Origin of the sequence: Enterobacter sp. MGH85 (genome assembly GCF_001037655.1) — a bacterium.
In the GTDB taxonomy this organism is placed as follows: domain Bacteria; phylum Pseudomonadota; class Gammaproteobacteria; order Enterobacterales; family Enterobacteriaceae; genus Enterobacter; species Enterobacter intestinihominis.
On record NZ_KQ089925.1, the window covers coordinates 2,195,294 to 2,219,447 of the forward strand.

Here is a 24,154-nt window from a genome sequence, read left to right on the forward strand (position 1 = left end):
TCAGGTATGCAAAAACAACAGAACATTTTACAGAGGTTATCAATGGCTATTGAACGTACTTTTTCCATCATCAAACCAAACGCGGTGGCAAAAAACGTTATTGGCAGCATCTTCGCTCGCTTTGAATCAGCAGGGTTTAAGATCGTTGGCACCAAAATGCTGCACCTGACCGTTGAACAGGCTCGCGGTTTCTACGCTGAGCACGAAGGTCGCCCATTCTTTGACGGTCTGGTCGAGTTCATGACTTCTGGCCCAATCGTGGTATCCGTACTGGAAGGCGAAAACGCGGTACAGCGTCACCGCGATCTGCTGGGTGCAACCAACCCGGACAACGCGCTGGCAGGTACTCTGCGCGCTGACTACGCAGACAGCTTCACCGAGAACGGCACCCACGGTTCCGACTCTGTTGAATCTGCTGCGCGCGAAATCGCGTTCTTCTTTGCAGAAGGCGAAGTGTGCCCGCGCACTCGCTAATAATTTCGTAAATGCCGCGTGCAAACGTGGCATCCCTGCGCCAGACTTTGTACAATGCAACGCCCCGGACGAGCAGACTGCTTACCGGGGCGTTTCTTTTCAACCCACCAAGGGCCACAACGTGTAACAACGAGGCCGGAAAAAATTATGTCTGAATTAGTGAATACCTCCGAAGTCGCCATTCCTGCGGTTCCCAATAAAAATGGAAAAATTAACCTGCTGGACCTGAACCGTCAGCAGATGCGCGAGTTCTTTAAAGAGATGGGCGAGAAGCCGTTTCGTGCCGATCAGGTCATGAAATGGATGTACCACTATTGCAGCGACAACTTTGATGACATGACGGACATCAACAAAGTGCTGCGCAATAAGCTTAAAGAAGTGGCGGAAATCCGCGCACCGGAAGTGGTGGAAGAGCAGCGCTCTTCAGATGGCACTATCAAGTGGGCCATTGCCGTTGGCGATCAGCGTGTTGAAACCGTGTATATCCCGGAAGACGATCGCGCCACGCTGTGCGTCTCTTCTCAGGTGGGCTGTGCGCTGGAGTGCAAATTCTGCTCTACGGCGCAGCAGGGCTTTAACCGTAACCTGCGCGTATCGGAAATTATCGGCCAGGTCTGGCGTGCTGCGAAAATCGTGGGTGCAGCGAAAGTCACCGGTACACGTCCAATCACCAACGTGGTGATGATGGGGATGGGTGAACCGCTGCTCAACCTGACCAACGTCGTTCCGGCGATGGAAATTATGCTCGACGATTTCGGTTTTGGTCTGTCCAAGCGCCGCGTTACGCTCTCTACTTCCGGCGTGGTGCCTGCGCTGGACAAACTGGGCGATATGATTGACGTTGCGCTGGCCATCTCCCTTCACGCGCCAAACGACGCCATCCGTGACGAAATTGTGCCGATCAACAAAAAGTACAATATCGAAACTTTCCTGGCTGGCGTGCGCCGTTACCTGGAGAAATCCAATGCTAACCAGGGCCGCGTGACCATTGAATACGTGATGCTGGATCATGTTAACGACGGTACCGAGCATGCACATGAGCTGGCTGAACTGCTGAAAGATACGCCATGTAAGATCAACCTGATCCCATGGAACCCGTTCCCGGGCGCGCCGTATGGCCGTAGCTCGAACAGCCGTATCGATCGCTTCTCAAAAGTGCTGATGGAGTATGGTTTCACCACCATCGTACGTAAAACGCGTGGCGATGATATCGACGCAGCCTGTGGTCAGCTGGCGGGTGACGTTATTGACCGTACCAAACGTACGCTGCGTAAGCGCATGCAGGGTGAGTCAATCGCGGTCAAAACCGTTTGATTATTATGCAGACACGGCGCGTTTTTTGCGCCGTGAAGCATTAATTTACTGAATATTCAGTCACAATCCTTATGACTGATTAATAATTACGGTGCGTTTCATACGACTTTCGGGCAGTATGTAACGACGTAACAACAGTTTAGCGTGAAGGCCTGCCAGCGCTGTCATCTGCGGCCCGACAGTCTTATACTGTTTGTTCCAGGTTAACTGACCTAAAGTTTCGCGGTGCGGGTGGCATTGTGACTCACCGGCACCTGAACCCTTATTTTCACGTACCAGTAGTTGTAGCGAATGAATACTGAAGCCACTCACGATCAAAATGCAGCACTCTCCACTGGCGTTCGTCTTCGCAACGCCCGTGAACAACTCGGACTCAGCCAGCAAGCCGTTGCAGAACGCCTGTGCCTGAAGGTTTCCACCGTTCGCGACATTGAAGAAGATAAGGCACCCGCCGATCTGGCTTCAACGTTTCTGCGCGGTTATATCCGTTCTTACGCCAAACTGGTTCATATTCCTGAAGACGAATTACTGCCGATGATGGAGAAGCAGGCGCCTGTGCGTGCGGCAAAAGTTGCGCCGATGCAGAGCTTCTCTCTGGGCAAACGTCGTAAAAAACGCGATGGCTGGCTGATGAGCTTTACCTGGCTGGTCCTGTTCGTGGTTGTCGGCCTGACGGGCGCATGGTGGTGGCAAAACCACAAAGCGCAACAGGAAGAGATCACCACCATGGCCGATCAGTCCTCCGCTGAGCTTAATCAGTCTGGTACTAACGGCGCGCAAAGCGTGCCGCTGAGCACCGAAGGGGCTGCGACCTCCAGCGAACCTCAGGCGACAGCAACCAGCACGCCTGCAACCGATCCAGCGGCGACGCCAGAATCGACGGCGAATACCGCACCGGCTACCCAGGCCCAGGATCAGAACGCGGTCGTATCACCTTCTCAGGCCAATGTTGATACCGCCCCTGCGGCAACGGCACCGGCAGATAACACCGCGGCGTCACTGCCAACTGACCCGGCGGGTACGGCGGCACCTGCCGTTGACCCGAATGCGCTGGTGATGAATTTCACGGCTGATTGCTGGCTGGAAGTGACTGACGCGACAGGTAAAAAGCTGTTCAGCGGCCTGCAACGTAAAGATGGCACGTTAAATCTAACGGGCCAGGCACCATACAAGCTTAAAATCGGCGCACCGGCAGCGGTACAGATCCAGTATCAAGGAAAACCTGTCGATCTGAGCCGCTTTATCAGAACTAACCAGGTTGCGCGTCTTACCGTTAATGCCGAACAATCAGCAGCACAGTAACAGACGGGCAATGCGGGAGATTTTACATGCATAACCAGGCTCCTATTCAACGTAGAAAATCGAAACGGATTTACGTTGGGAACGTGCCAATCGGCGATGGGGCGCCTATCGCCGTCCAGTCGATGACCAATACGCGTACTACGGATGTAGAAGCGACGGTTAATCAAATCAAAGCATTAGAACGCGTCGGCGCGGACATTGTTCGCGTCTCAGTGCCGACCATGGACGCCGCTGAGGCGTTCAAACTGATCAAGCAGCAGGTGAGCGTTCCGCTGGTTGCCGATATTCACTTCGATTACCGTATCGCGTTGAAAGTCGCTGAATACGGTGTCGATTGTCTGCGTATTAACCCAGGCAACATCGGCAACGAAGAGCGCATTCGCATGGTGGTTGACTGCGCCCGCGACAAAAACATTCCAATCCGTATCGGCGTAAACGCTGGCTCTCTGGAAAAAGATCTCCAGGAAAAGTATGGTGAGCCGACGCCACAGGCGCTGCTCGAATCCGCCATGCGTCACGTCGATCATCTGGATCGCCTTAACTTCGATCAGTTCAAAGTGAGCGTGAAAGCGTCTGACGTTTTCCTGGCCGTTGAATCGTATCGTCTGCTGGCAAAACAGATCGATCAGCCGCTGCACCTTGGCATCACCGAGGCGGGCGGTCTGCGCAGCGGTTCGGTAAAATCGGCAATTGGTCTCGGCCTGCTGCTCTCTGAAGGCATCGGTGACACGTTACGCGTCTCCCTGGCCGCCGATCCGGTGGAAGAGATCAAAGTCGGTTTCGACATCCTGAAATCACTGCGTATCCGCGCGCGTGGGATCAACTTCATCGCCTGCCCAACCTGTTCACGTCAGGAGTTTGACGTGATCGGCACCGTCAATGCCCTGGAGCAGAGACTGGAAGACATTATCACCCCGATGGACGTCTCCATCATCGGCTGCGTGGTGAACGGTCCGGGTGAAGCGCTGGTGTCCACGCTGGGCGTTACCGGCGGTAACAAGAAAAGTGGTCTCTATGAAGATGGCGTTCGTAAAGATCGTCTGGATAATAGTGATATGATCGACCAGCTTGAAGCCCGCATTCGCGCAAAAGCGACGATGATGGACGAAGCGCAGCGCATCAGCGTTCAGCAGGTTGAAAAATAACGTGATGGGAAGCAGGCTGCTTCCCATGTATGATTGAACCCATTCTTTGGGTTCTTTTTTGTATATAGAAAGAGAATAAACGTGGCAAAAAACATTCAAGCCATCCGCGGCATGAACGATTATCTGCCTGGCGAAACCGCCATCTGGCAGCGCATTGAAGGCACACTGAAGCAGGTGCTCGGCAGCTACGGTTACAGCGAAATTCGTTTGCCGATTGTAGAGCAGACCCCGTTATTCAAACGCGCGATCGGCGAAGTAACCGACGTGGTTGAAAAAGAGATGTATACCTTTGAGGACCGCAACGGCGACAGCCTGACCCTGCGTCCTGAGGGGACGGCGGGTTGCGTACGCGCCGGCATCGAACATGGTCTCCTGTACAATCAGGAGCAGCGCCTGTGGTATATCGGCCCGATGTTCCGCCACGAACGTCCGCAAAAAGGCCGCTACCGTCAGTTCAACCAGCTTGGCGTGGAAGTGTTTGGTCTGCAAGGACCAGATATCGATGCCGAACTGATTATGCTGACTGCCCGCTGGTGGCGTGCGCTCGGTATTTCTGAGCACGTTTCCCTGGAGCTGAACTCTATCGGTTCTCTGGAAGCGCGTGCGAACTATCGCGATGCGCTGGTGGCGTTCCTGGAACAACACAAAGAGAAGCTCGACGAAGACTGTAAACGTCGTATGTACAGCAACCCGCTGCGCGTACTCGATTCCAAAAATCCTGACGTACAGGCGCTGCTGAACGATGCGCCAGCGCTGGGTGACTACCTGGATGAGGATTCCCGCGAACACTTTGCTGGCCTGTGCAAGCTGCTTGAAGCGGCGGGCATTGCTTATACCGTTAACCAGCGTCTGGTGCGCGGTCTGGACTACTACAACCGCACCGTATTTGAGTGGGTCACCACCAGCCTCGGTTCGCAGGGCACCGTCTGTGCTGGCGGTCGTTATGACGGACTGGTCGAGCAACTGGGTGGTCGCGCAGCACCGGCTGTAGGCTTCGCGATGGGCCTTGAGCGACTTGTTTTGCTGGTTCAGGCAGTTAATCCGGAATTTAAAGCCGATCCTGTTGTCGATATATACCTGGTGGCCTCAGGTGCGGATACGCAGTCTGCGGCGATGCAGCTTGCCGAACGCGTGCGCGATGCGCTGCCGGACGTAAAGCTGATGACCAACCACGGCGGCGGCAACTTTAAAAAACAGTTTGCTCGTGCCGATAAGTGGGGCGCAAGTATTGCACTGGTGCTGGGTGAGTCCGAAGTGGCCAACGGCGAAGTGGTGGTTAAAGACCTGCGCTCTGGTGAGCAAACTACGGTAACGCAGGATGGCGTTGCGGCGCACTTGCGCACTCTATTGGGCTAAGGAGAAGGACTGCGTGGAAATGTACGAGAACGAACACGACCAGGTTGATGCGGTTAAACGCTTCTTTGCTGAAAACGGCAAGGCACTGGTTGTAGGGGTTATTTTAGGTGTTGGTGCGCTGGTTGGCTGGCGTTACTGGAACAATCATCAGGCTGACTCTGCTCGCGGTTCATCCCTGAACTACGAAAACACCGTTAGCGCAATCCGTGCCGATCAGCCGCAAACGCTGACGGCTGCGGAGAAATTTGCCGCTGACAACAAAAACACCTACGGTGCGCTGGCTGCGCTGGAAGTGGCTCAGCAGTATGTTGATAAAAACGAACTGGACAAAGCCGCTGCGCAACTGTCTCAGGGGCTTGCTGCTGCCAGTGACGAAAATCTGAAAGCGGTGATCAATCTGCGCCTGGCACGTATTCAGGTTCAGCAGAAAAAAGCCGACGACGCGCTGAAAACGCTTGATACCATCAAAGGTGATGGCTTTGCCGCTATTGTCGCCGATCTTCGCGGTGAAGCACTGCTGAGTAAGGGTGATAAAGCGGGCGCGCGTAAAGCGTGGCAAGCTGGCGTGGATAGTAAAGCTTCACCTGCGCTGAGCGAAATGATGCAGATGAAAATAAATAATTTGTCCGTCTGAGAGGGACCCAATGCAATTGCGTAAATTACTTCTGCCAGGACTGCTTTCTGTTACGTTATTGAGTGGTTGTTCACTGTTCAGTGGCGAAGAAGACGTTGTCAAAATGTCCCCGCTACCGACGGTTGAAAACCAGTTCACTCCGTCCACCGCCTGGGACACCTCCGTGGGTGATGGTATTGGCGATTTTTATTCCAACCTGCACCCGGCATTTGCTGACGGCGTGGTCTATGCGGCCGATCGCAAAGGCACCGTTAAAGCGCTGAACGCTGATGACGGAAAAGAAGTGTGGTCCATTAACCTGGCGGAAAAAGACGGCTGGTTCTCCCGTAAACCTGCGCTGCTTTCTGGCGGCCTGACCGTTGCCGGCGGTCACGTGTATGTGGGCAGCGAAAAAGCGCAGGTTTACGCGCTGAATGCCAGCGACGGTTCGGTTGCATGGCAGACCAGCGTTGCCGGTGAATCCTTGTCACGTCCGGTTGTCAGCGACGGCCTGGTGTTGATCCATACCAGCAACGGCCAGTTGCAGGCGCTGAACGAAGCCGATGGTCTGGTAAAATGGACGGTTAACCTGGATATGCCAGCGCTGTCTCTGCGTGGTGAATCTGCTCCGGCGACTGCATTTGGCGCCGCCATTGTGGGTGGTGACAACGGTCGTGTCAGCGCAGTACTGATGCAGCAGGGTCAGATGATCTGGCAGCAGCGTATTTCCCAGGCGACCGGTTCAACTGAAATCGACCGTCTGAGTGACGTGGACACCACGCCGGTCATCGTTGACGGTGTGGTTTACGCGCTGGCGTATAACGGCAACCTGACGGCGCTGGACCTGCGTAGCGGCCAGATCATGTGGAAACGTGAGCTGGGTTCCGTGAACGATTTCATTGTCGACGGCAACCGTATTTATATGGTGGATCAGAACGACCGTCTGCTGGCGCTGAGCACCGAAGGTGGCGTGACGCTGTGGACGCAGAGCGATCTGCTGCACCGTCTGCTGACCGCACCGGCACTGTATAACGGCAGCCTGGTGGTGGGCGACAGCGAAGGCTATATGCACTGGATCGATCCAGAGAATGGCCGCTTCGTGGCGCAGCAGAAAGTGGACGGCTCGGGCTTCCTGACCGACCCGGTTGTGGCTGACGGCAAACTGCTGATTCAGGCAAAAGACGGCACGCTGTACGCGATCACGCGTTAATTACACGGCGGTTGTAGTATACTAAACGGCTCCTGTTCACTCAGGAGCCGTTTTGACATTTTTAAAAACGCTGCGAAAGCGACGTTATTTTGAATTTTATGAGGCTTCAAACATGGTACCTGTGGTCGCGCTTGTCGGGCGCCCTAACGTTGGAAAATCCACTCTTTTTAACCGTTTAACACGCACCCGTGATGCGCTGGTTGCGGATTTCCCGGGGCTGACGCGTGACCGTAAGTACGGTCGTGCAGAGGTGGAAGGACGCGAGTTCATCTGTATCGATACCGGGGGTATTGACGGTACGGAAGACGGCGTAGAAACCCGCATGGCAGAGCAATCTCTGCTGGCTATCGAAGAAGCGGATGTGGTTCTGTTTATGGTGGATGCGCGCGCTGGCCTGATGCCCGCGGACTCCGCTATCGCTAAACATCTGCGTTCACGCGAAAAGCCAACCTTCCTGGTGGCGAACAAAACTGACGGTATCGATGCCGATCAGGCCGTTGCGGATTTCTGGTCTTTAGGCCTTGGCGATATTTATCCAATTGCGGCCTCGCATGGCCGTGGCGTCACCAGCCTGCTGGAAACCGTTCTGCTGCCGTGGGTTGATGAAGTAAACCCGCCGGAAGAGGTGGACGAAGACGCCGAATACTGGGCACAGTTTGAAGCCGGAGAGGAAGGCGAGGAAGAGCCGGAAGATGACTTCAACCCGCAGGATCTGCCGATTAAGCTGGCTATCGTTGGTCGCCCAAACGTAGGTAAGTCTACGCTTACTAACCGTATTCTGGGCGAAGAGCGCGTGGTGGTTTACGACATGCCAGGCACAACGCGCGACAGCATTTACATTCCAATGCAGCGCGATGAACGTGAGTACGTACTTATCGACACTGCAGGGGTGCGTAAGCGCGGGAAAATCACCGATGTAGTGGAAAAATTCTCGGTGATCAAAACCCTTCAGGCGATTGAAGACGCCAACGTGGTGCTGCTGGTTATTGACGCACGTGAAGGTATCTCCGATCAGGATCTCTCTCTGCTCGGCTTTATCCTTAATAGTGGGCGCTCACTGGTTATCGTCGTCAACAAGTGGGATGGCCTGAGCAATGAAGTACGCGAACAGGTGAAAGAGACGCTGGACTTCCGTCTGGGCTTTATCGACTTTGCCCGCGTTCACTTCATCTCTGCCCTGCACGGCAGCGGCGTAGGCAACCTGTTCGAATCCGTTCGTGAAGCCTATGACAGCTCTACCCGCCGCCAGAGCACGGCGATGCTGACCCGTATCATGAACATGGCTGCTGAAGACCACCAACCGCCGCTGGTGCGTGGCCGTCGCGTGAAGCTGAAATATGCCCACGCCGGGGGGTATAACCCGCCTATCGTGGTGATCCACGGTAACCAGGTGAAAGACCTGCCGGACTCCTACAAACGCTACCTGATGAACTACTTCCGTAAGTCGCTGGACGTGATGGGTACGCCTATCCGTATTCAGTTCAAGGAAGGGGAAAACCCGTTTGCGAATAAACGTAATACCCTGACGCCGAACCAGATGCGTAAGCGTAAGCGTTTGATTAAGCACATTAAGAAAAGCAAATAATTCTTACCGAACTCACTAAAACCCGCGCCTGTCGCGGGTTTTTTTCGCTCATTCAAAAGGTCTGCCTTCCCTGTGTGATGTCAATCACTATTCGCTTTTAACCATGTTTATATCTAAGAAAGTAGACAATCGTCGAATTTTCATCTTAAAGTCCAGGGTTCGGTACTAGACAAAACTAGCGCCTGGTTATCAAATGGTTAACCAACATTTCGCCGCATGTAAAAAATCGATCGGATACGTAACCGTTCGGCGTACATGCTGGTGTTTACAAGCACGACACATACCTTTTCGGGAGAATTATGCAATCCTCTGTTAATCAAAAAGAGAGCCGAACCTTCTTCGGCCATCCTTATCCGCTCGGTTCGCTGTTCTTCACCGAGATGTGGGAGCGTTTCTCGTTTTACGGTATTCGCCCGCTATTGATCCTGTTTATGGCCGCCACCGTGTATGACGGCGGAATGGGCCTGGCGCGTGAAAACGCCTCGGCGATTGTCGGCATCTTCGCGGGCACCATGTACCTCGCCGCACTGCCGGGCGGCTGGCTGGCGGATAACTGGCTCGGCCAGCAGCGGGCCGTCTGGTACGGTTCGATTTTGATTGCACTTGGGCACCTGTCGATTGCCCTGTCGGCCATTATGGGCGACAACCTGTTCTTCATCGGCCTGATGTTCATCGTGCTCGGCTCCGGCCTGTTCAAGACCTGTATCTCGGTCATGGTCGGTACCCTCTACAAAAAGGGCGATGCGCGTCGTGACGGCGGTTTCTCGCTGTTCTATATGGGCATCAACATGGGCTCGTTCATTGCTCCTCTGATTTCCGGCTGGCTGATTAAAACCCACGGCTGGCACTGGGGCTTTGGTATCGGCGGTATCGGGATGTTGGTCGCCCTGATTATCTTCCGCGTGTTTGCCGTTCCGGCCATGAAGCGCTACGACAGCGAAGTCGGTCTGGACTCCACCTGGAACAGTCCAGTAGTGAAACGTAACGGCGTGGGTGCCTGGCTGCTGGCGCTGGCTGTGGGTGTTGCAATCATCGTCACGTTGATTGCCCAGGGCGTGATTGTGATTAATCCGGTCGCGGTGGCCAGCGTGCTGGTATATGTGATTGCCGCCTCCGTCGCGCTCTACTTCATCTACCTGTTCATCTTCGCCGGGCTGAATCGCAAAGAGCGCGCAAGGCTGCTGGTATGCTTTATTCTGCTGGTCTCCGCCGCGTTCTTCTGGTCCGCGTTCGAGCAGAAGCCAACCTCCTTCAACCTGTTCGCCAACGACTACACTAACCGCATGATCGGTGATTTTGAGATCCCGGCGGTGTGGTTCCAGTCGATTAATGCCCTGTTCATCATTCTGCTGGCACCGGTATTTAGCTGGGCATGGCCGAAGCTGGCGAGCAATAATATTCGCCCGAGCAGTATCACCAAGTTCGTGATCGGTATTTTGTGCGCGGCGGCGGGCTTCGGCCTGATGATGCTGGCGGCACAGAACGTGCTGAGCAACGGTGGAGCAGGGGTTTCTCCGTTCTGGCTGGTGGGCAGTATCCTGATGCTGACGCTCGGGGAACTGTGCCTGAGTCCGATTGGTCTGGCAACCATGACCCTGCTGGCGCCGGAAAGAATGCGCGGTCAGATGATGGGCCTGTGGTTCTGCGCCAGTGCGCTGGGTAACCTGGCTGCGGGCCTGATTGGTGGTCACGTGAAGGCCGACCAGCTGGATATGCTGCCAGACCTCTTTGCCCGTTGCTCCATCGCGCTGTTGATTTGTGCTGCGGTGCTGATCGTCCTCATTGTTCCGGTGCGTCGCATGCTGGAAAATGTGCAGACAAAACCGGCTACCGAAGCCTGATACTATTCAGCCTGCCGGGGCAGTTATCCAGCCCCGGCCCACCTCAACAGGAGAGAGCATGTCGATAACCTGTCCGGATTGCCACGCAGCGCTCGAGCCGCAAAACGGTATCGCGCACTGCGACAGCTGCAATAACGATATTCCCCTCGAAGCGCGCTGCCCTGATTGCCATCAACCGCTTCAGGTACTCAAGGCCTGCGGTGCGGTGGACTATTTTTGCCAGAACGGCCACGGTCTTATCTCAAAAAAACGCGTGGAGTTTGTTCGGGCTGAGGCTTAATCGCACACGCAGCCTTCACCTTTCTGCCACAGTTCCACCAGCGACTCGGGTGCTTCCTGCTCGGGTACCAGCACGATGATATCGGCGTAGTGCGCCTGATTTTGGCCGGTCCAGATAATCTGGATGCGGAAATAGCGCTGGTCACCGCTGCCGGGGGAAGAGGCTTGCCCAGGCGGCTGGCCGCGCGGGAAAGCCTGCTCCAGAATGCTCACCAGGCGCTGGCGCTGGGCCTCATTAAGCGAGGAGAGCGCAATGGTGCGCTGGCCGCTCAGCTTAGGGATAAAAGCGACGCCGCCTTCCCGGGCCAGCTCAACCACGGCGTCATCCGTCAGTTCCGGAACCTGCATTTACAGCACTCCTACCTGTTCCCAGGCTTGTTTTATAGCCGCCCCAACGTCGCTACCGGAGCGTTTCTCGCCGTGCGCTATCGTCAGTTTTGCAAAGGCATCAAAATCCGCATCCTGCGCCAGGTTGCGATCGCAAACCGTGTCGTACCAGGCATAACCCGCTTTTTCCCAGGCGTAGCCACCGATCGCCGTTGCGGCCAGGTAAAACGCGCGGTTGGGGATACCGGAGTTAAGGTGTACGCCGCCGTTATCCTCGCGCGTTTTGATGAAATCTTTCATATGCCCGGGCTGCGGATCTTTACCGAGCAGCGGATCGTTATAGGCCGTGCCGGGTTCAGACATGGAGCGAAGCCCTTTCCCGTTGATGCCCTCCGCCAGCAGCCCTTCACCAATCAGCCAGTCTGCTTTATCGGCGGTTTGCTTAAGATGGTATTGCTTCACCAGCGAACCGAACACGTCGGATAACGACTCGTTCAGCGCGCCCGATTGTTCAAAGTAGATGAGTCCGGCTTCGGTCTCCGTCACGCCGTGGCTAAGCTCATGCGCTACCACGTCGATGGCAATGGTAAAGCGGTTGAAGATTTCCCCGTCACCATCGCCAAAGACCATCTGCTGGCCGTTCCAGAAGGCGTTTTGATACTCACGGCCATAGTGCACGGTGCCGGTGAGGATCAGCCCTTTGTTATCGAGCGAATCGCGCTGATACTCCTTCCAGAAGAAATCATGGGTAATACCCAGATAATCGTACGCTTCATCCACCGCCACATCTCCGTTGGAGGGCTGGCCTTCATAGCGTACCTGGGTACCCGGCAGCTCCTGGGTCTGTTTCGCATCGTAGATGTCACGCTCAAGCTGACCGGCTTTATTCACATGCGGCGCGGCGGGTTTGCCCGGCATATGGGCCATCAGCGTCTGGACGTGGGTTAAGGTCTGACGGGCGCAGCGCTGCTGCGGCTCAGAACCGCTTTCGATAATACGGCGAAGAATATACGGAGGGATGACGCTATGTAGATGGGGCATGCTGCTCTCCTTATTAAAAAAGGCAATAGCAGCAGTATAGTTTGTAACCGGCGAAGATTTATCCGCTTTTACGCTGACGCGTTTTTTTCACCGGTTTGATCTCTTTCACTTCACTCTCGACCCAGCCGTCAGAAAACCGGGTGGTGAGCACATCCCCTGCTTTAACCTGCTTCGTCTGCTTCAGCACTTTGCCGTCCGTCGCGGTGGTCACGCTATAGCCGCGGGCCAGCGTGGAGAGTGGACTGACGGCTTCCAGATGGGTGACCGCATTGCCAAAACGCTCGCGGGTGGCGCTCAGGCGTGAGCGGATATTTTCCGCGAGGCGGAACTCAAGCTGCTGGATCCGCGTTTGTGCGCGATAAATCTTTGGCTGCGGATTCTGCTGGTTCAGACGCTGAGTCGTGCGCTGCTGGCGCGATATCGCTTTCTTAAGCTGGTTATCCAGCGCGAAGTTCATCCGCTGACGCAGACGCTCCAGTACGGTTTGCTGACGCGCCAGACGCAATTGCGGATGCTGCTGTTGCAGACGATGATGAAGCTGGGTAAAGCGGCGGGTACGGTTGGCGAGGAAGTAGTCCATCGCCATCTCCAGGCACTGCTGCCCGTTCTGGATCTGGCGCAGCAGCTCCTGCTGATTACGGCTGACCACCTCTGCCGCCGCGGACGGCGTGGGCGCGCGTAAATCCGCGACAAAATCGGCTATCGTCACATCCGTTTCATGGCCGACGGCGCTCACCACAGGGATAAGGCTGGCAAAGATTGCCCGCGCCACGCGCTCGTCGTTAAAGCTCCACAGGTCTTCCAGCGAGCCGCCGCCGCGCCCGACGATCAGGACATCGCACTCCTGACGCGCATTCGCCAGCTCAATCGCGCGCACGATCTGCCCCGGCGCATCGTCACCCTGAACGGCAGTTGGGTAGATAATGACGGGCAGGGAAGGGTCACGGCGCTTCAGGACGTGCAAAATATCGTGCAGCGCCGCGCCGGTTTTCGAGGTGATAACTCCAACACAGTGGGCAGGTGAGGGCAGGGGTTTTTTAAACTGCTGGTCAAACAATCCCTCAGCCGAAAGCATGGCTTTTAACTGCTCGTACTTCTGCTGCAACAAGCCTTCACCAGCGGGCTGCATGCTCTCGACGATAATCTGATAATCGCCGCGCGGCTCATACAGGGTAATGTTGGCGCGAACCAGAACCTGCTGGCCATGCTGAGGGCGGAACGTCACGCGACGATTGCTGTTGCGGAACATCGCGCAGCGCACCTGAGCGGTGTCGTCTTTTAGCGTAAAGTACCAGTGACCGGAAGCAGGCTGCGTGAAGTTAGAGATTTCACCGCTGATCCAGACCTGTCCCATTTCCTGCTCAAGCAGCAAACGCACCGTCTGATTAAGGCGGCTGACAGTATAAATTGAGGGGGATTGAGAGGATAACATGTGAGCGGGATCAAATTCTAAATCAGCAAGTTATTCAGTCGATAGTAACCTGCTGAGAGGCGATCGCAAGCATTTTTTTCAAAAAAGTGTAGATGCAATCGGTTACGCTCTGTATAATGCCACGGCAATATTTAACCACCCAGGTCAGAGATATTGCCCATGCTACGTATCGCTAAAGAAGCACTGACGTTTGACGACGTCCTCCTCGTTCCCGCTCATTCCACCGTTCTGCCGAATACTGCCGACCTCAGCACGCAGTTGACGAAAACCATTCGTCTGAACATTCCTATGCTCTCCGCAGCAATGGACACCGTGACTGAAGCGCGTCTGGCTATCGCTTTGGCACAGGAAGGCGGCATTGGCTTTATCCACAAAAACATGTCTATCGAGCGTCAGGCGGAAGAAGTTCGCCGCGTGAAGAAACATGAATCCGGTATCGTGTCCGATCCTCAGACCGTTCTGCCAACCACCACCCTGCACGAAGTGAAAGCGCTAACCGAGCGTAACGGCTTTGCAGGTTACCCGGTTGTGACCGAAGACAACGAGCTGGTGGGCATCATCACCGGTCGTGATGTGCGTTTCGTGACTGACCTGAACCAGCCTGTCAGCGTCTATATGACACCAAAAGAGCGCCTGGTGACCGTTCGCGAAGGCGAAACCCGCGACGTGGTGCTGGCGAAAATGCACGAAAAACGCGTTGAGAAAGCGCTGGTTGTGGATGCGAACTTCCACCTGCGTGGCATGATCACCGTTAAAGATTTCCAGAAAGCAGAACGTAAACCGAACGCCTGTAAAGACGAGCATGGCCGTCTGCGCGTCGGCGCTGCGGTTGGCGCGGGCGCAGGTAACGAAGAGCGCGTTGACGCGCTGGTTGCCGCGGGCGTTGACGTGCTGCTGATTGACTCCTCACACGGCCACTCCGAAGGCGTTCTGCAACGTATTCGTGAAACCCGTGCTAAATACCCGGATCTCCAGATCATCGGCGGTAACGTGGCTACGGGCGCAGGTGCTCGCGCACTGGCGGAAGCCGGTTGCAGCGCGGTGAAAGTGGGTATCGGCCCTGGCTCTATCTGTACTACCCGTATCGTCACCGGCGTGGGCGTTCCGCAGATCACCGCGGTGTCTGACGCGGTTGAAGCGCTGGAAGGCACCGGTATTCCGGTTATCGCGGACGGCGGTATCCGCTTCTCTGGCGACATCGCCAAAGCGATCGCCGCAGGTGCCGCAGCCGTGATGGTGGGCTCCATGCTGGCCGGTACCGAAGAATCCCCGGGCGAAATCGAACTCTACCAGGGCCGTTCTTATAAATCCTACCGCGGTATGGGCTCCCTGGGCGCGATGTCCAAAGGTTCCTCCGACCGTTACTTCCAGACCGATAACGCCGCTGACAAACTGGTACCGGAAGGCATCGAAGGCCGCGTGGCCTATAAAGGCCGTCTGAAAGAGATCATCCACCAGCAGATGGGCGGCCTGCGTTCCTGTATGGGGCTGACCGGCTGTGGTACCATTGACCTGCTGCGTACCAAAGCGGAATTCGTACGCATCAGCGGTGCGGGTATCCAGGAGAGCCACGTGCACGACGTGACGATCACCAAAGAGTCCCCGAACTACCGTCTGGGATCATGATTTTCTTCGCCCGACCTCGTGTCGGGCGATTTATTTAATCTGTTTCACTTGCCTCGGAATTAGCGTCAATGACGGAAAACATTCATAAACATCGCATCCTCATCCTCGATTTTGGTTCTCAGTACACTCAACTGGTGGCGCGTCGCGTGCGTGAGCTGGGCGTTTACTGTGAGCTGTGGGCGTGGGATGTCACGGAAGCACAGATTCGCGAGTTCAATCCAAGCGGCATCATCCTGTCCGGCGGCCCGGAGAGCACCACCGAAGAGAACAGCCCGCGCGCGCCACAGTACGTATTCGAAGCGGGCGTACCGGTGTTCGGCGTGTGCTACGGCATGCAGACTATGGCGATGCAGCTGGGCGGCCACGTAGAAGGCTCTAACGAGCGTGAGTTCGGCTACGCGCAGGTAGAAGTCGTCACCGACAGCGCGCTGGTGCGCGGAATCGAAGACTCCCTGACCGCAGACGGCAAACCGCTGCTGGACGTGTGGATGAGCCACGGCGACAAAGTCACCGCTATCCCGTCGGACTTCGTGACTGTAGCCAGCACCGAAAGCTGCCCGTTCGCGATTATGGCGAACGAAGAAAAACGCTTCTACGGCGTGCAGTTCCACCCGGAAGTGACTCACACCCGTCAGGGTATGCGCATGCTGGAGCGCTTCGTGCGTGATATCTGCCAGTGTGAAGCCCTGTGGACCCCGGCAAAAATCATCGACGACGCCGTGGAGCGTATCCGCCAGCAGGTTGGTGATGACAAAGTGATCCTCGGCCTCTCCGGCGGCGTGGACTCCTCCGTGACCGCGATGCTGCTGCACCGCGCCATCGGCAAAAACCTGACCTGCGTCTTCGTGGACAACGGCCTGCTGCGTCTGAACGAAGCCCAGCAGGTCATGGACATGTTCGGCGACCACTTCGGTCTGAACATCGTTCACGTGGAAGGCGAACAGCGCTTCCTGGACGCGCTGAAAGGCGAGAACGATCCGGAAGCGAAACGTAAAATCATCGGCCGCGTATTCGTGGAAGTGTTCGATGAAGAAGCGCTGAAGCTGGAAGACGTGAAATGGCTGGCGCAGGGCACTATCTACCCTGACGTGATCGAGTCTGCGGCCTCCGCAACCGGTAAAGCGCACGTTATCAAATCTCACCACAACGTGGGCGGCCTGCCGAAAGAGATGAAGATGGGCCTGGTTGAACCACTGCGTGAGCTATTCAAAGACGAAGTGCGTAAGATCGGTCTGGAGCTGGGGCTGCCGTACGATATGCTCTACCGTCACCCATTCCCGGGCCCGGGCCTCGGCGTACGCGTGCTGGGCGAAGTGAAGAAAGAGTACTGCGACCTGCTGCGTCGTGCGGACGCGATCTTCATCGAAGAGCTGCACAAGGCTGACCTGTACAACAAGGTAAGCCAGGCGTTCACCGTGTTCCTGCCGGTTCGTTCTGTAGGCGTAATGGGCGATGGACGTAAGTACGACTGGGTTGTTTCCCTGCGTGCAGTGGAAACCATCGACTTCATGACCGCGCACTGGGCGCACCTGCCGTATGACTTCTTAGGCCGCGTGTCTAACCGCATCATCAACGAAGTGAACGGCATTTCCCGCGTGGTGTATGACATCAGCGGCAAGCCACCGGCGACGATCGAGTGGGAATGATTTCGCGTCTGGCTACAGCCTGTAGGTAAATGCAGTAAAGTATCTCTAAGCCCGCGTAACTGCGGGCTTTTTTGTTTTTTATGTCTGGCACTTTCTGGCAGCGTTAGCAACGAAGAGCATAATTTCAGAACGCACTGTGGCGCAGAAAGTAACAGAAATTTATGCTGTTGGCCTCTCGTACCATGAATCAGAGAATTGGATATTCCCATCTACAATACGCCATGTGATTTTTTCATATTGCATAGAGACGGATTCCATATGATTTAACTTATCATTGCCTGATAATTTAACATTGGGCACACCACAATTAACACCCGTTATTTTTACATTTTCCATTAATACGGTGTAATAACACACCTCTTGGCCCGCATCATTGATATGATAAAATTTTACTTCTGCACTTTTTAATGTTTGCCCTGTAGCTGCTGCTTTGTAGAGATAGGGACTGGAACTGTCGACTTCTTTTTCAAAATTAAATGATGAATGTTGGCGTGTTCCGGTGATCTTTCCATTGGCAGTATCGACGGGAAGGTTAACACCATGACCCATACTGATTACCTCGATAGAGCCCTCACGATCCTGAACATCTACAGAGCCTTTGATATCTGCACCACCATCATCTTTTAGCCAAAGATAGGGAGGGATAGGCATTTTATTTACTCCTTATTAGTTTAATTAACTTCATTGTTATGATGTAGAAAAAGATAGAGGTAAGAGTGTTGAATGAAATTAATACATAATCATAACTATAATAGATATCTTCGGGTGTTGGGTTGTTGCTAATTAAATAGGAAATTCTAATAGCTGTTTCGTGACTTATTAATGGATGTTCAGTTAAGTAGCAAACATCTAACCATGAAACAATAGCGAATATGCCGATGAAAAGAACCATTCTAACAGAACTAAGGACAAGTTTTCTGATAACCACCAATAATGACCTCAATTGTTCCATAGGATTCTAAATCAAGACCTTTAACCTTTGCTGTCTTTGTTCTTAATAGTGCGTTTCTTAATCTATTGTAATCTGATTGGCTTGGTAAAGTTATACACCCTTCTGATACCTGACCGGGATGTAGCCTAAATCCACCTCTGGCTACGCTTTTGTAAAATGTAGAATCATCTATATTCCCATCGTCGCGAAATAAAGCAAACCATTCAGAATGATCAACATGATAACTAAAAGTGCTTTTATATGTATCGACTCCCCAGGCTCTAAATCTGTTAGCCATACTTCCTTTAGGCCTGTCTACTATATAATATTTACCTTTTGGTAGCGGTCCAACGTTAGGAATGATGCCACATGCTCCTTTGTTTCTGTATGCACCGTTACCAGAAAAAGCCATAAAGACTCCAACACCATCAAATTCAAGTGGTGAGTAATCAGCATCATTTATAATAAACTTTCCATGCAAAGTCATGTATCTCTCTTTTCTTTATAGATGCTTATGAAAATTATCTGCATATAGTGCGTGTATTTTTAAAATAAAATATACATAAAGTGCGCATTTAATTATTTTACTCTAAAAAAGGTTGGCTTGCCTTTGGAAAGTAGATCTATATCAATTTTACAGCTACACCCGATAGTAGATCGTTTTAAGGGATGTGTTCATAAAAATATAAAGTGAAGTTCCACAGATAATCCCGACAAAAATCATCCCTACAGTTGTGCTCGGAACCTCGACGTAACGAGATTAAGGACAATATATAAGAAAGCCGATTATCGAGAATAGCGTAAAGCCAAAATGCAAGGACTGAGCTGATATGATTGAGTAGGAATAAGCCCGTAAACCTTTCTGCACGTCATAAGCAGTTAAGACTGATAAACCCCCCTTTTACAGAGGGTTTTTCTTTTGTAACTGATATCCGAACGGGACGTGAATTATTGGCTCATCTGTCGGGATCCACGGCAGCCGATACTGCGTCGCCATGCCCCTGGCGCCTGACCATACTGACGCTTAAAGCTGCGGTTGAAGGACTGCTGAGAGTCAAAGCCCAGCGCGATCGCCACGTTCAGAATCGGTTCATCGCTTTGGGCTAAGCGCTCAACCGATTTTTGCAGCTTTTGCGCGCGAATATATTCGGCGAGAGGGGAGCCGGTATGTTCTTTGAAGATCCGCTGGAGATGCCATTTCGAATAGCCGGCTCGCCTGGAGACGGTTTCAATGTCCAGGCGGCTATCAAGGTTGTTGTCGATCCAGTCGAGCAAATCGTGAATGAATGCACCCGTGTTCATCTTGCTTCCCCCTACGCCACGCATTAAAAGCATCTTTGTTTGTTGCACTTAAAGGTGGCCCGTTTTGATATTAATTGCAAGTTTTATTGTTACATTTAAATCCCTTCTCAAAACCCGTGATTTACCTTCGCGGCAAATAGCACATAAAGTGCAACAATTATTCTTGCACTTAATTAAGCGCCTTCCTACAATCGCCGCGATAGTGTATTCGCAACTGTTACAGTTTTGTGGCGATGAACGACACAAATGGCCTTAAGCCAGACCGGACAAAGGAAGTGGCGCGGCGCCTCCCGCTGCGTCTTGCCCGGCGGCTACAATAACCGGAATAAAAATAATGAGCCTGCAAAAAACCTGGGGTTACTTTCATCTGAGCGCGACGGGGGTGGTTTTACTCTCCGCGCTTCTCGTCGGGTGCGATGACAGTGTCGCGCAAAATGCTGCACCGCAAGCGCCCGTCGTCAGCGCAGCTGACGTGGTGGTGAAATCCATTAGCCAGTGGGACAGCTTTAACGGTCGCATTGAAGCGGTGGAAAGCGTTCAGCTGCGCCCACGCGTCTCCGGCTACATTGATAAAGTGAATTACACCGACGGTCAGGAGGTGAAAAAGGGCGAGGTGCTGTTCACGATTGATGACCGAACCTATCGCGCGGCGCTGGAACAGGCGCAGGCGAACCTGGCGAGAGCCAAAACGCAGGCCAGCCTGGCGCGAAGCGAGGCTAACCGTACCGATAAATTAGTCAATACCAACGTGGTATCCCGTGAAGAGTGGGAGCAGCGCCGTTCCGCCGCTACCCAGGCGCAGGCCGATATTCGCGCGGCACAGGCGGCGGTTGATGCCGCGCAGCTCAACCTCGACTTCACCAAAGTGACCGCGCCTATCGACGGTCGCGCCAGCCGGGCGCTGATCACCAGCGGTAACCTGGTGACTGCGGGTGACAGCGCCAGCGTGCTCACCACCCTGGTCTCACAGAAGACGGTTTACGTCTACTTCGACGTGGACGAGTCCACCTATCTTCACTATCAGAACCTGGCCCGCAGCGGGCAGGGGGCGTCCAGTCACCACACGGCGCTGCCAGTGGAGATTGGTCTGACGGGTGAGGAGGGCTATCCCCATCAGGGCAAAGTGGATTTCCTGGATAACCAGCTCACGCCGAGTACCGGTACAATCCGCATGCGCGCGCTGCTGGATAACTCACAGCGTCAGTTCACGCCGGGACTCTTCGCACGCGTGCGCCTGCCGGGCAGTGCGGAATTTAAAGCCACGCTTGTTGACGATAAGGCGGTGCTGACCGATCAGGATCGTAAGTATGTTTATGTCGTTGATAAAGACGGGAAAGCGCAGCGCCGCGATATTACGCCGGGGCGTCTGGCCGACGGTTTACGTATCGTACAGCAGGGGCTGAATCCCGGGGATAAAGTCATCGTCGATGGTTTACAAAAAGTGTTTATGCCGGGTATGCCGGTTAACGCGAAAACCGTTGCCATGACCGCCAGCGCCGCCCTCAACTGATCCCTTACCTGAGAATCCAATCCATGGACTTTTCCCGTTTTTTCATCGACAGGCCGATTTTTGCCGCCGTACTGTCGATTCTGATTTTTATCACAGGATTAATCGCCATCCCGCTGCTGCCGGTGAGCGAATATCCTGATGTCGTGCCGCCAAGCGTGCAGGTGCGCGCCGAGTACCCGGGCGCCAACCCGAAAGTGATTGCCGAAACCGTGGCGACGCCGCTGGAAGAGGCGATCAACGGCGTTGAAAACATGATGTACATGAAATCCGTCGCGGGCTCCGATGGCGTGCTGGTGACTACCGTCACCTTCCGTCCGGGTACCGACCCGGATCAGGCGCAGGTACAGGTGCAAAACCGCGTCGCACAGGCCGAGGCGCGTCTGCCGGAAGACGTTCGGCGTCTGGGCATCACGACTCAGAAACAGTCGCCAACGCTGACGCTGGTGGTGCATCTCTTTTCGCCTGGCGGTAAGTACGATTCACTGTATATGCGTAACTACGCCACGCTGAAGGTGAAGGACGAGCTGGCGCGTCTGCCCGGCGTGGGTCAGATCCAGATTTTCGGCTCGGGTGAATACGCGATGCGCGTCTGGCTGGATCCAAACAAGGTGGCGGCGCGCGGACTGACGGCCTCGGACGTGGTGACGGCGATGCAGGAGCAAAACGTACAGGTATCCGCCGGGCAGCTTGGCGCCGAGCCGCTGCCGAAAGAGAGCGATTTCCTGATCTCCATTAACGCCCAGGGCCGTCTGCATACCGAAGAAGAGTTTGGCAATATTGTCCTGAAAACAACGCAGGACGGTACGGTCGTCCGCCTGCGCGACGTGGCGCGTATCGAGATGGGTTCCGGCAGCTATGCGCTGCGCTCCCAGCTGAACAATAAAGACGCGGTCGGGATTGGTATCTTCCAGTCGCCGGGGGCAAACGCCATCGATCTGTCTAACGCGGTGCGCGCCAAAATGGACGAACTGTCCACCCGTTTCCCGGACGATATGAAGTGGGCGGCACCTTACGACCCAACGGTATTTGTGCGCGACTCGATCCGTGCGGTTGTACAAACGCTGCTGGAAGCGGTGGTGCTGGTCGTGCTGGTGGTGATCCTGTTCCTGCAAACCTGGCGCGCGTCGATCATCCCGCTGATCGCGGTGCCGGTATCGGTCGTGGGTACCTTCAGCATTCTTTACCTGCTGGGCTTCTCGCTGAATACCCTGAGCCTGTTCGGGCTGGTGCTGGCCATCGGTATCGTGGTGGATGATGCCATCGTGGTGGTGGAGAACGTCGAGCGAAATATCGAAGAGGGGCTCGCCCCGCTTGCGGCGGCGCATCAGGCGATGCGTGAAGTGTCCGGGCCGATTATCGCCATTGCGCTGGTGCTGTGTGCAGTGTTTGTGCCGATGGCGTTCCTCTCTGGCGTGACCGGCCAGTTCTACAAACAGTTTGCGGTAACGATAGCCATTTCCACGGTGATCTCCGCGATCAACTCGCTGACGCTTTCTCCGGCGCTGGCCGCGCTGCTGTTGAAGCCGCATGGTGCCCCGAAAGATTTCCCGACCCGGCTTATCGATCGTCTGTTCGGCTGGATTTTCCGTCCGTTTAACCGCTTTTTCCATCGCAGCTCGACCGGCTATCAGGGACTGGTAGGGAAAACGCTTGGCCGACGCGGTGCAGTGTTTGCGGTTTATTTGCTGCTGCTTTGTGCCGCGGGTGTGATGTTTAAAGTCGTACCCGGCGGGTTTATTCCGACGCAGGATAAGCTGTACCTGATCGGCGGCGTGAAAATGCCGGAAGGCTCGTCGCTGGCGCGTACCGATGCGGTGATCCGCAAAATGAGCGAAATCGGGATGAATACCGAAGGCGTGGATTATGCGGTCGCGTTTCCTGGCCTGAACGCGCTCCAGTTCACCAATACGCCGAACACCGGAACGGTCTTCTTTGGCCTGAAGCCGTTCGACCAGCGTAAACATACTGCGGCGGAAATTAACGCGGAGATCAATGCGAAAATCGCTCAAATCCAGCAGGGCTTTGGCTTCTCGATTCTGCCGCCGCCGATTTTAGGGCTGGGTCAAGGGTCCGGTTATTCCCTGTATATTCAGGATCGTGCTGGTCTGGGCTATGGCGCGCTGCAAAACGCGGTGAACACCATGTCCGGGGCGATTATGCAGACGCCGGGTATGCATTTCCCCATCTCAACCTACCAGGCTAACGTTCCGCAGCTGGATGTGCAGGTTGACCGTGATAAAGCGAAAGCGCAGGGCGTATCGCTTACCGATCTTTTCGGCACGCTGCAAACCTATCTGGGCTCGTCATATGTAAACGACTTTAACCAGTTTGGACGGACCTGGCGCGTAATGGCACAGGCCGACGGGCAGTTCCGCGACAGCGTGGAAGATATCGCGAATTTACGCACACGCAATGACCAGGGCGAAATGGTGCCGATTGGCAGTATGGTGAAAATCACGACCACCTACGGGCCGGACCCGGTGATCCGCTATAATGGTTACCCGGCGGCGGATCTTATTGGTGATGCTGACCCGCGCGTGCTCTCTTCCGCGCAGGCGATGACGCAGCTGGACGCCATGTCTAAGCAGATCCTGCCGAACGGGATGAATATTGAATGGACGGACCTGAGTTTCCAGCAGGCCACCCAGGGCAATACGGCGCTGATCGTCTTCCCGGTCGCGGTGCTGCTGGCGTTCCTGGTGCTGGCGGCGCTGTATGAAAGCTGGACGCTGCCGCTGGCGGTGATCCTTATCGTGCCGATGACGATGCTCTCCGCGCTGTTCGGCGTCTGGCTGACCGGGGGCGATAACAACGTCTTCGTGCAGGTGGGGCTGGTCGTGCTGATGGGGCTGGCCTGTAAAAACGCGATACTTATCGTGGAGTTTGCCCGCGAGCTGGAAATTCAGGGCAAAGGCATCATGGAGGCTGCGCTGGAGGCGTGCCGCCTGCGTTTACGCCCGATTGTAATGACCTCTATCGCCTTTATTGCCGGGACCATTCCACTGATCCTTGGTCACGGGGCAGGGGCAGAAGTCCGCGGCGTCACCGGGATCACCGTCTTCTCCGGGATGCTGGGCGTAACGCTGTTTGGTCTGTTCCTGACGCCGGTCTTTTACGTGACGCTGCGTAAGTTCGTGACGCGCGGCAAAGCGGAAAGAGAGGTGTTGCCTGCGTAGGACGTAGCAGATAACAAAAAGCCGCCTTCACTGTAAAGGCGGCT

The 24,154-nt window shown here is 54.8% G+C and carries 20 protein-coding genes; 14 read left to right on the top strand and 6 right to left on the bottom strand.

The features are described from left to right. Positions 1 to 42 precede the first annotated feature (42 nt). From ndk to SK51_RS10445, 10 genes are all read left to right on the top strand, one after another. Entirely contained in the window at positions 43 to 474 is a 432-nt protein-coding gene (gene ndk, locus SK51_RS10400; RefSeq protein WP_003860625.1) for a nucleoside-diphosphate kinase, read from the top strand. 147 nt (positions 475 to 621) lie between these two features. Next, complete coding sequence (locus SK51_RS10405; RefSeq protein WP_003860623.1) at positions 622 to 1,788, top strand: dual-specificity RNA methyltransferase RlmN; 1,167 nt, start codon at positions 622 to 624, stop codon at positions 1,786 to 1,788. A 291-nt stretch (positions 1,789 to 2,079) separates the two neighbouring features. Continuing rightward, on the top strand, positions 2,080 to 3,090 hold the full coding sequence (rodZ, locus tag SK51_RS10410) for a cytoskeleton protein RodZ (RefSeq protein WP_023306698.1): 1,011 nt from the start codon (positions 2,080 to 2,082) through the stop codon (positions 3,088 to 3,090). Positions 3,091 to 3,116: 26 nt separating this feature from the next. Then, positions 3,117 to 4,235 carry a flavodoxin-dependent (E)-4-hydroxy-3-methylbut-2-enyl-diphosphate synthase gene (gene ispG, locus SK51_RS10415; RefSeq protein WP_003860619.1) on the top strand — a complete coding sequence of 373 codons (1,119 nt, stop codon included), beginning with the start codon at positions 3,117 to 3,119 and terminating at the stop codon, positions 4,233 to 4,235. Between the two features lie 81 nt (positions 4,236 to 4,316). After that, the gene (gene hisS / locus SK51_RS10420) at positions 4,317 to 5,591 is read left to right on the top strand and encodes a histidine--tRNA ligase (protein WP_022649001.1); all 1,275 of its coding nucleotides are present in this window, start codon (positions 4,317 to 4,319) and stop codon (positions 5,589 to 5,591) included. Positions 5,592 to 5,604: 13 nt separating this feature from the next. After that, complete coding sequence (locus tag SK51_RS10425) at positions 5,605 to 6,225, top strand: YfgM family protein (RefSeq protein ID WP_032622338.1); 621 nt, start codon at positions 5,605 to 5,607, stop codon at positions 6,223 to 6,225. Between the two features lie 10 nt (positions 6,226 to 6,235). Beyond that, the gene (gene bamB, locus SK51_RS10430) at positions 6,236 to 7,414 is read left to right on the top strand and encodes an outer membrane protein assembly factor BamB (RefSeq protein WP_022648999.1); all 1,179 of its coding nucleotides are present in this window, start codon (positions 6,236 to 6,238) and stop codon (positions 7,412 to 7,414) included. A 112-nt stretch (positions 7,415 to 7,526) separates the two neighbouring features. After that, positions 7,527 to 8,999 carry a ribosome biogenesis GTPase Der gene (gene der / locus SK51_RS10435; RefSeq protein ID WP_022648998.1) on the top strand — a complete coding sequence of 491 codons (1,473 nt, stop codon included), beginning with the start codon at positions 7,527 to 7,529 and terminating at the stop codon, positions 8,997 to 8,999. A 299-nt stretch (positions 9,000 to 9,298) separates the two neighbouring features. Beyond that, entirely contained in the window at positions 9,299 to 10,840 is a 1,542-nt protein-coding gene (locus tag SK51_RS10440) for a peptide MFS transporter (RefSeq protein ID WP_023306697.1), read from the top strand. Between the two features lie 58 nt (positions 10,841 to 10,898). Further along, positions 10,899 to 11,120, top strand: a complete 222-nt coding sequence (locus tag SK51_RS10445) for a zinc ribbon domain-containing protein (RefSeq protein ID WP_022648996.1) — start codon at positions 10,899 to 10,901, stop codon at positions 11,118 to 11,120. Here SK51_RS10445 and SK51_RS10450 read toward each other — a convergent pair. From SK51_RS10450 to xseA, 3 genes are read right to left on the bottom strand one after another with little or no spacing between them, the layout of a single operon-like run. Next, the gene (locus tag SK51_RS10450; protein WP_006811517.1) at positions 11,117 to 11,467 is read right to left on the bottom strand and encodes a protealysin inhibitor emfourin; all 351 of its coding nucleotides are present in this window, start codon (positions 11,465 to 11,467) and stop codon (positions 11,117 to 11,119) included. The genes SK51_RS10445 and SK51_RS10450 overlap by 4 nt on opposite strands. Continuing rightward, on the bottom strand, positions 11,468 to 12,487 hold the full coding sequence (locus tag SK51_RS10455; RefSeq protein ID WP_023306696.1) for a M4 family metallopeptidase: 1,020 nt from the start codon (positions 12,485 to 12,487) through the stop codon (positions 11,468 to 11,470). Positions 12,488 to 12,545: 58 nt separating this feature from the next. Continuing rightward, the gene (gene xseA / locus SK51_RS10460; RefSeq protein ID WP_023306695.1) at positions 12,546 to 13,919 is read right to left on the bottom strand and encodes an exodeoxyribonuclease VII large subunit; all 1,374 of its coding nucleotides are present in this window, start codon (positions 13,917 to 13,919) and stop codon (positions 12,546 to 12,548) included. Between the two features lie 159 nt (positions 13,920 to 14,078). Here xseA and guaB point away from each other — a divergent pair, with 159 nt between their 5' ends. Together guaB and guaA are read left to right on the top strand one after the other, a co-directional pair. Then, the gene (guaB, locus tag SK51_RS10465) at positions 14,079 to 15,545 is read left to right on the top strand and encodes an IMP dehydrogenase (protein ID WP_003860601.1); all 1,467 of its coding nucleotides are present in this window, start codon (positions 14,079 to 14,081) and stop codon (positions 15,543 to 15,545) included. 68 nt (positions 15,546 to 15,613) lie between these two features. Continuing rightward, a complete protein-coding gene (gene guaA, locus SK51_RS10470) occupies positions 15,614 to 17,191 on the top strand; it encodes a glutamine-hydrolyzing GMP synthase (RefSeq protein WP_006811514.1) in 1,578 nt (525 codons plus the stop codon). 159 nt (positions 17,192 to 17,350) lie between these two features. Here guaA and SK51_RS10475 read toward each other — a convergent pair whose 3' ends face one another. From SK51_RS10475 to SK51_RS10480, 3 genes are all read right to left on the bottom strand, one after another. Further along, positions 17,351 to 17,842 carry an Hcp family type VI secretion system effector gene (locus SK51_RS10475; RefSeq protein ID WP_023300702.1) on the bottom strand — a complete coding sequence of 164 codons (492 nt, stop codon included), beginning with the start codon at positions 17,840 to 17,842 and terminating at the stop codon, positions 17,351 to 17,353. 251 nt (positions 17,843 to 18,093) lie between these two features. Further along, on the bottom strand, positions 18,094 to 18,609 hold the full coding sequence (locus SK51_RS24140) for a DUF2778 domain-containing protein (protein WP_023300701.1): 516 nt from the start codon (positions 18,607 to 18,609) through the stop codon (positions 18,094 to 18,096). A gap of 461 nt (positions 18,610 to 19,070) precedes the next feature. Continuing rightward, positions 19,071 to 19,424: a helix-turn-helix domain-containing protein gene (locus tag SK51_RS10480; protein ID WP_006811509.1), complete on the bottom strand. Its 354-nt coding sequence runs from the start codon at positions 19,422 to 19,424 to the stop codon at positions 19,071 to 19,073. 334 nt (positions 19,425 to 19,758) lie between these two features. Between SK51_RS10480 and SK51_RS10485 the strand changes: the two genes are divergently transcribed. Both SK51_RS10485 and oqxB read left to right on the top strand, forming a co-directional pair. Further along, on the top strand, positions 19,759 to 20,934 hold the full coding sequence (locus tag SK51_RS10485; protein WP_022648992.1) for a multidrug efflux RND transporter periplasmic adaptor subunit OqxA: 1,176 nt from the start codon (positions 19,759 to 19,761) through the stop codon (positions 20,932 to 20,934). Positions 20,935 to 20,957: 23 nt separating this feature from the next. Further along, entirely contained in the window at positions 20,958 to 24,110 is a 3,153-nt protein-coding gene (gene oqxB / locus SK51_RS10490) for a multidrug efflux RND transporter permease subunit OqxB (RefSeq protein WP_023300700.1), read from the top strand. Positions 24,111 to 24,154: the final 44 nt, after the last annotated feature.

What these genes read in the sequence shown, in the direction of transcription:
- SK51_RS10480 (WP_006811509.1), bottom strand. Translation starts at nt 19,424, where the DNA reads ATGAACACGGGTGCATTCATTCACGATTTGCTCGACTGGATCGACAAC.
- SK51_RS10455 (WP_023306696.1), bottom strand. Translation starts at nt 12,487, where the DNA reads ATGCCCCATCTACATAGCGTCATCCCTCCGTATATTCTTCGCCGTATT.
- ispG (WP_003860619.1), top strand. Translation starts at nt 3,117, where the DNA reads ATGCATAACCAGGCTCCTATTCAACGTAGAAAATCGAAACGGATTTAC.
- SK51_RS10405 (WP_003860623.1), top strand. Translation starts at nt 622, where the DNA reads ATGTCTGAATTAGTGAATACCTCCGAAGTCGCCATTCCTGCGGTTCCC.
- rodZ (WP_023306698.1), top strand. Translation starts at nt 2,080, where the DNA reads ATGAATACTGAAGCCACTCACGATCAAAATGCAGCACTCTCCACTGGC.
- SK51_RS10475 (WP_023300702.1), bottom strand. Translation starts at nt 17,842, where the DNA reads ATGCCTATCCCTCCCTATCTTTGGCTAAAAGATGATGGTGGTGCAGAT.
- guaA (WP_006811514.1), top strand. Translation starts at nt 15,614, where the DNA reads ATGACGGAAAACATTCATAAACATCGCATCCTCATCCTCGATTTTGGT.
- SK51_RS10440 (WP_023306697.1), top strand. Translation starts at nt 9,299, where the DNA reads ATGCAATCCTCTGTTAATCAAAAAGAGAGCCGAACCTTCTTCGGCCAT.
- ndk (WP_003860625.1), top strand. Translation starts at nt 43, where the DNA reads ATGGCTATTGAACGTACTTTTTCCATCATCAAACCAAACGCGGTGGCA.
- SK51_RS10445 (WP_022648996.1), top strand. Translation starts at nt 10,899, where the DNA reads ATGTCGATAACCTGTCCGGATTGCCACGCAGCGCTCGAGCCGCAAAAC.
- SK51_RS10485 (WP_022648992.1), top strand. Translation starts at nt 19,759, where the DNA reads ATGAGCCTGCAAAAAACCTGGGGTTACTTTCATCTGAGCGCGACGGGG.
- bamB (WP_022648999.1), top strand. Translation starts at nt 6,236, where the DNA reads ATGCAATTGCGTAAATTACTTCTGCCAGGACTGCTTTCTGTTACGTTA.
- xseA (WP_023306695.1), bottom strand. Translation starts at nt 13,919, where the DNA reads ATGTTATCCTCTCAATCCCCCTCAATTTATACTGTCAGCCGCCTTAAT.
- oqxB (WP_023300700.1), top strand. Translation starts at nt 20,958, where the DNA reads ATGGACTTTTCCCGTTTTTTCATCGACAGGCCGATTTTTGCCGCCGTA.
- SK51_RS10450 (WP_006811517.1), bottom strand. Translation starts at nt 11,467, where the DNA reads ATGCAGGTTCCGGAACTGACGGATGACGCCGTGGTTGAGCTGGCCCGG.
- SK51_RS24140 (WP_023300701.1), bottom strand. Translation starts at nt 18,609, where the DNA reads ATGACTTTGCATGGAAAGTTTATTATAAATGATGCTGATTACTCACCA.
- der (WP_022648998.1), top strand. Translation starts at nt 7,527, where the DNA reads ATGGTACCTGTGGTCGCGCTTGTCGGGCGCCCTAACGTTGGAAAATCC.
- guaB (WP_003860601.1), top strand. Translation starts at nt 14,079, where the DNA reads ATGCTACGTATCGCTAAAGAAGCACTGACGTTTGACGACGTCCTCCTC.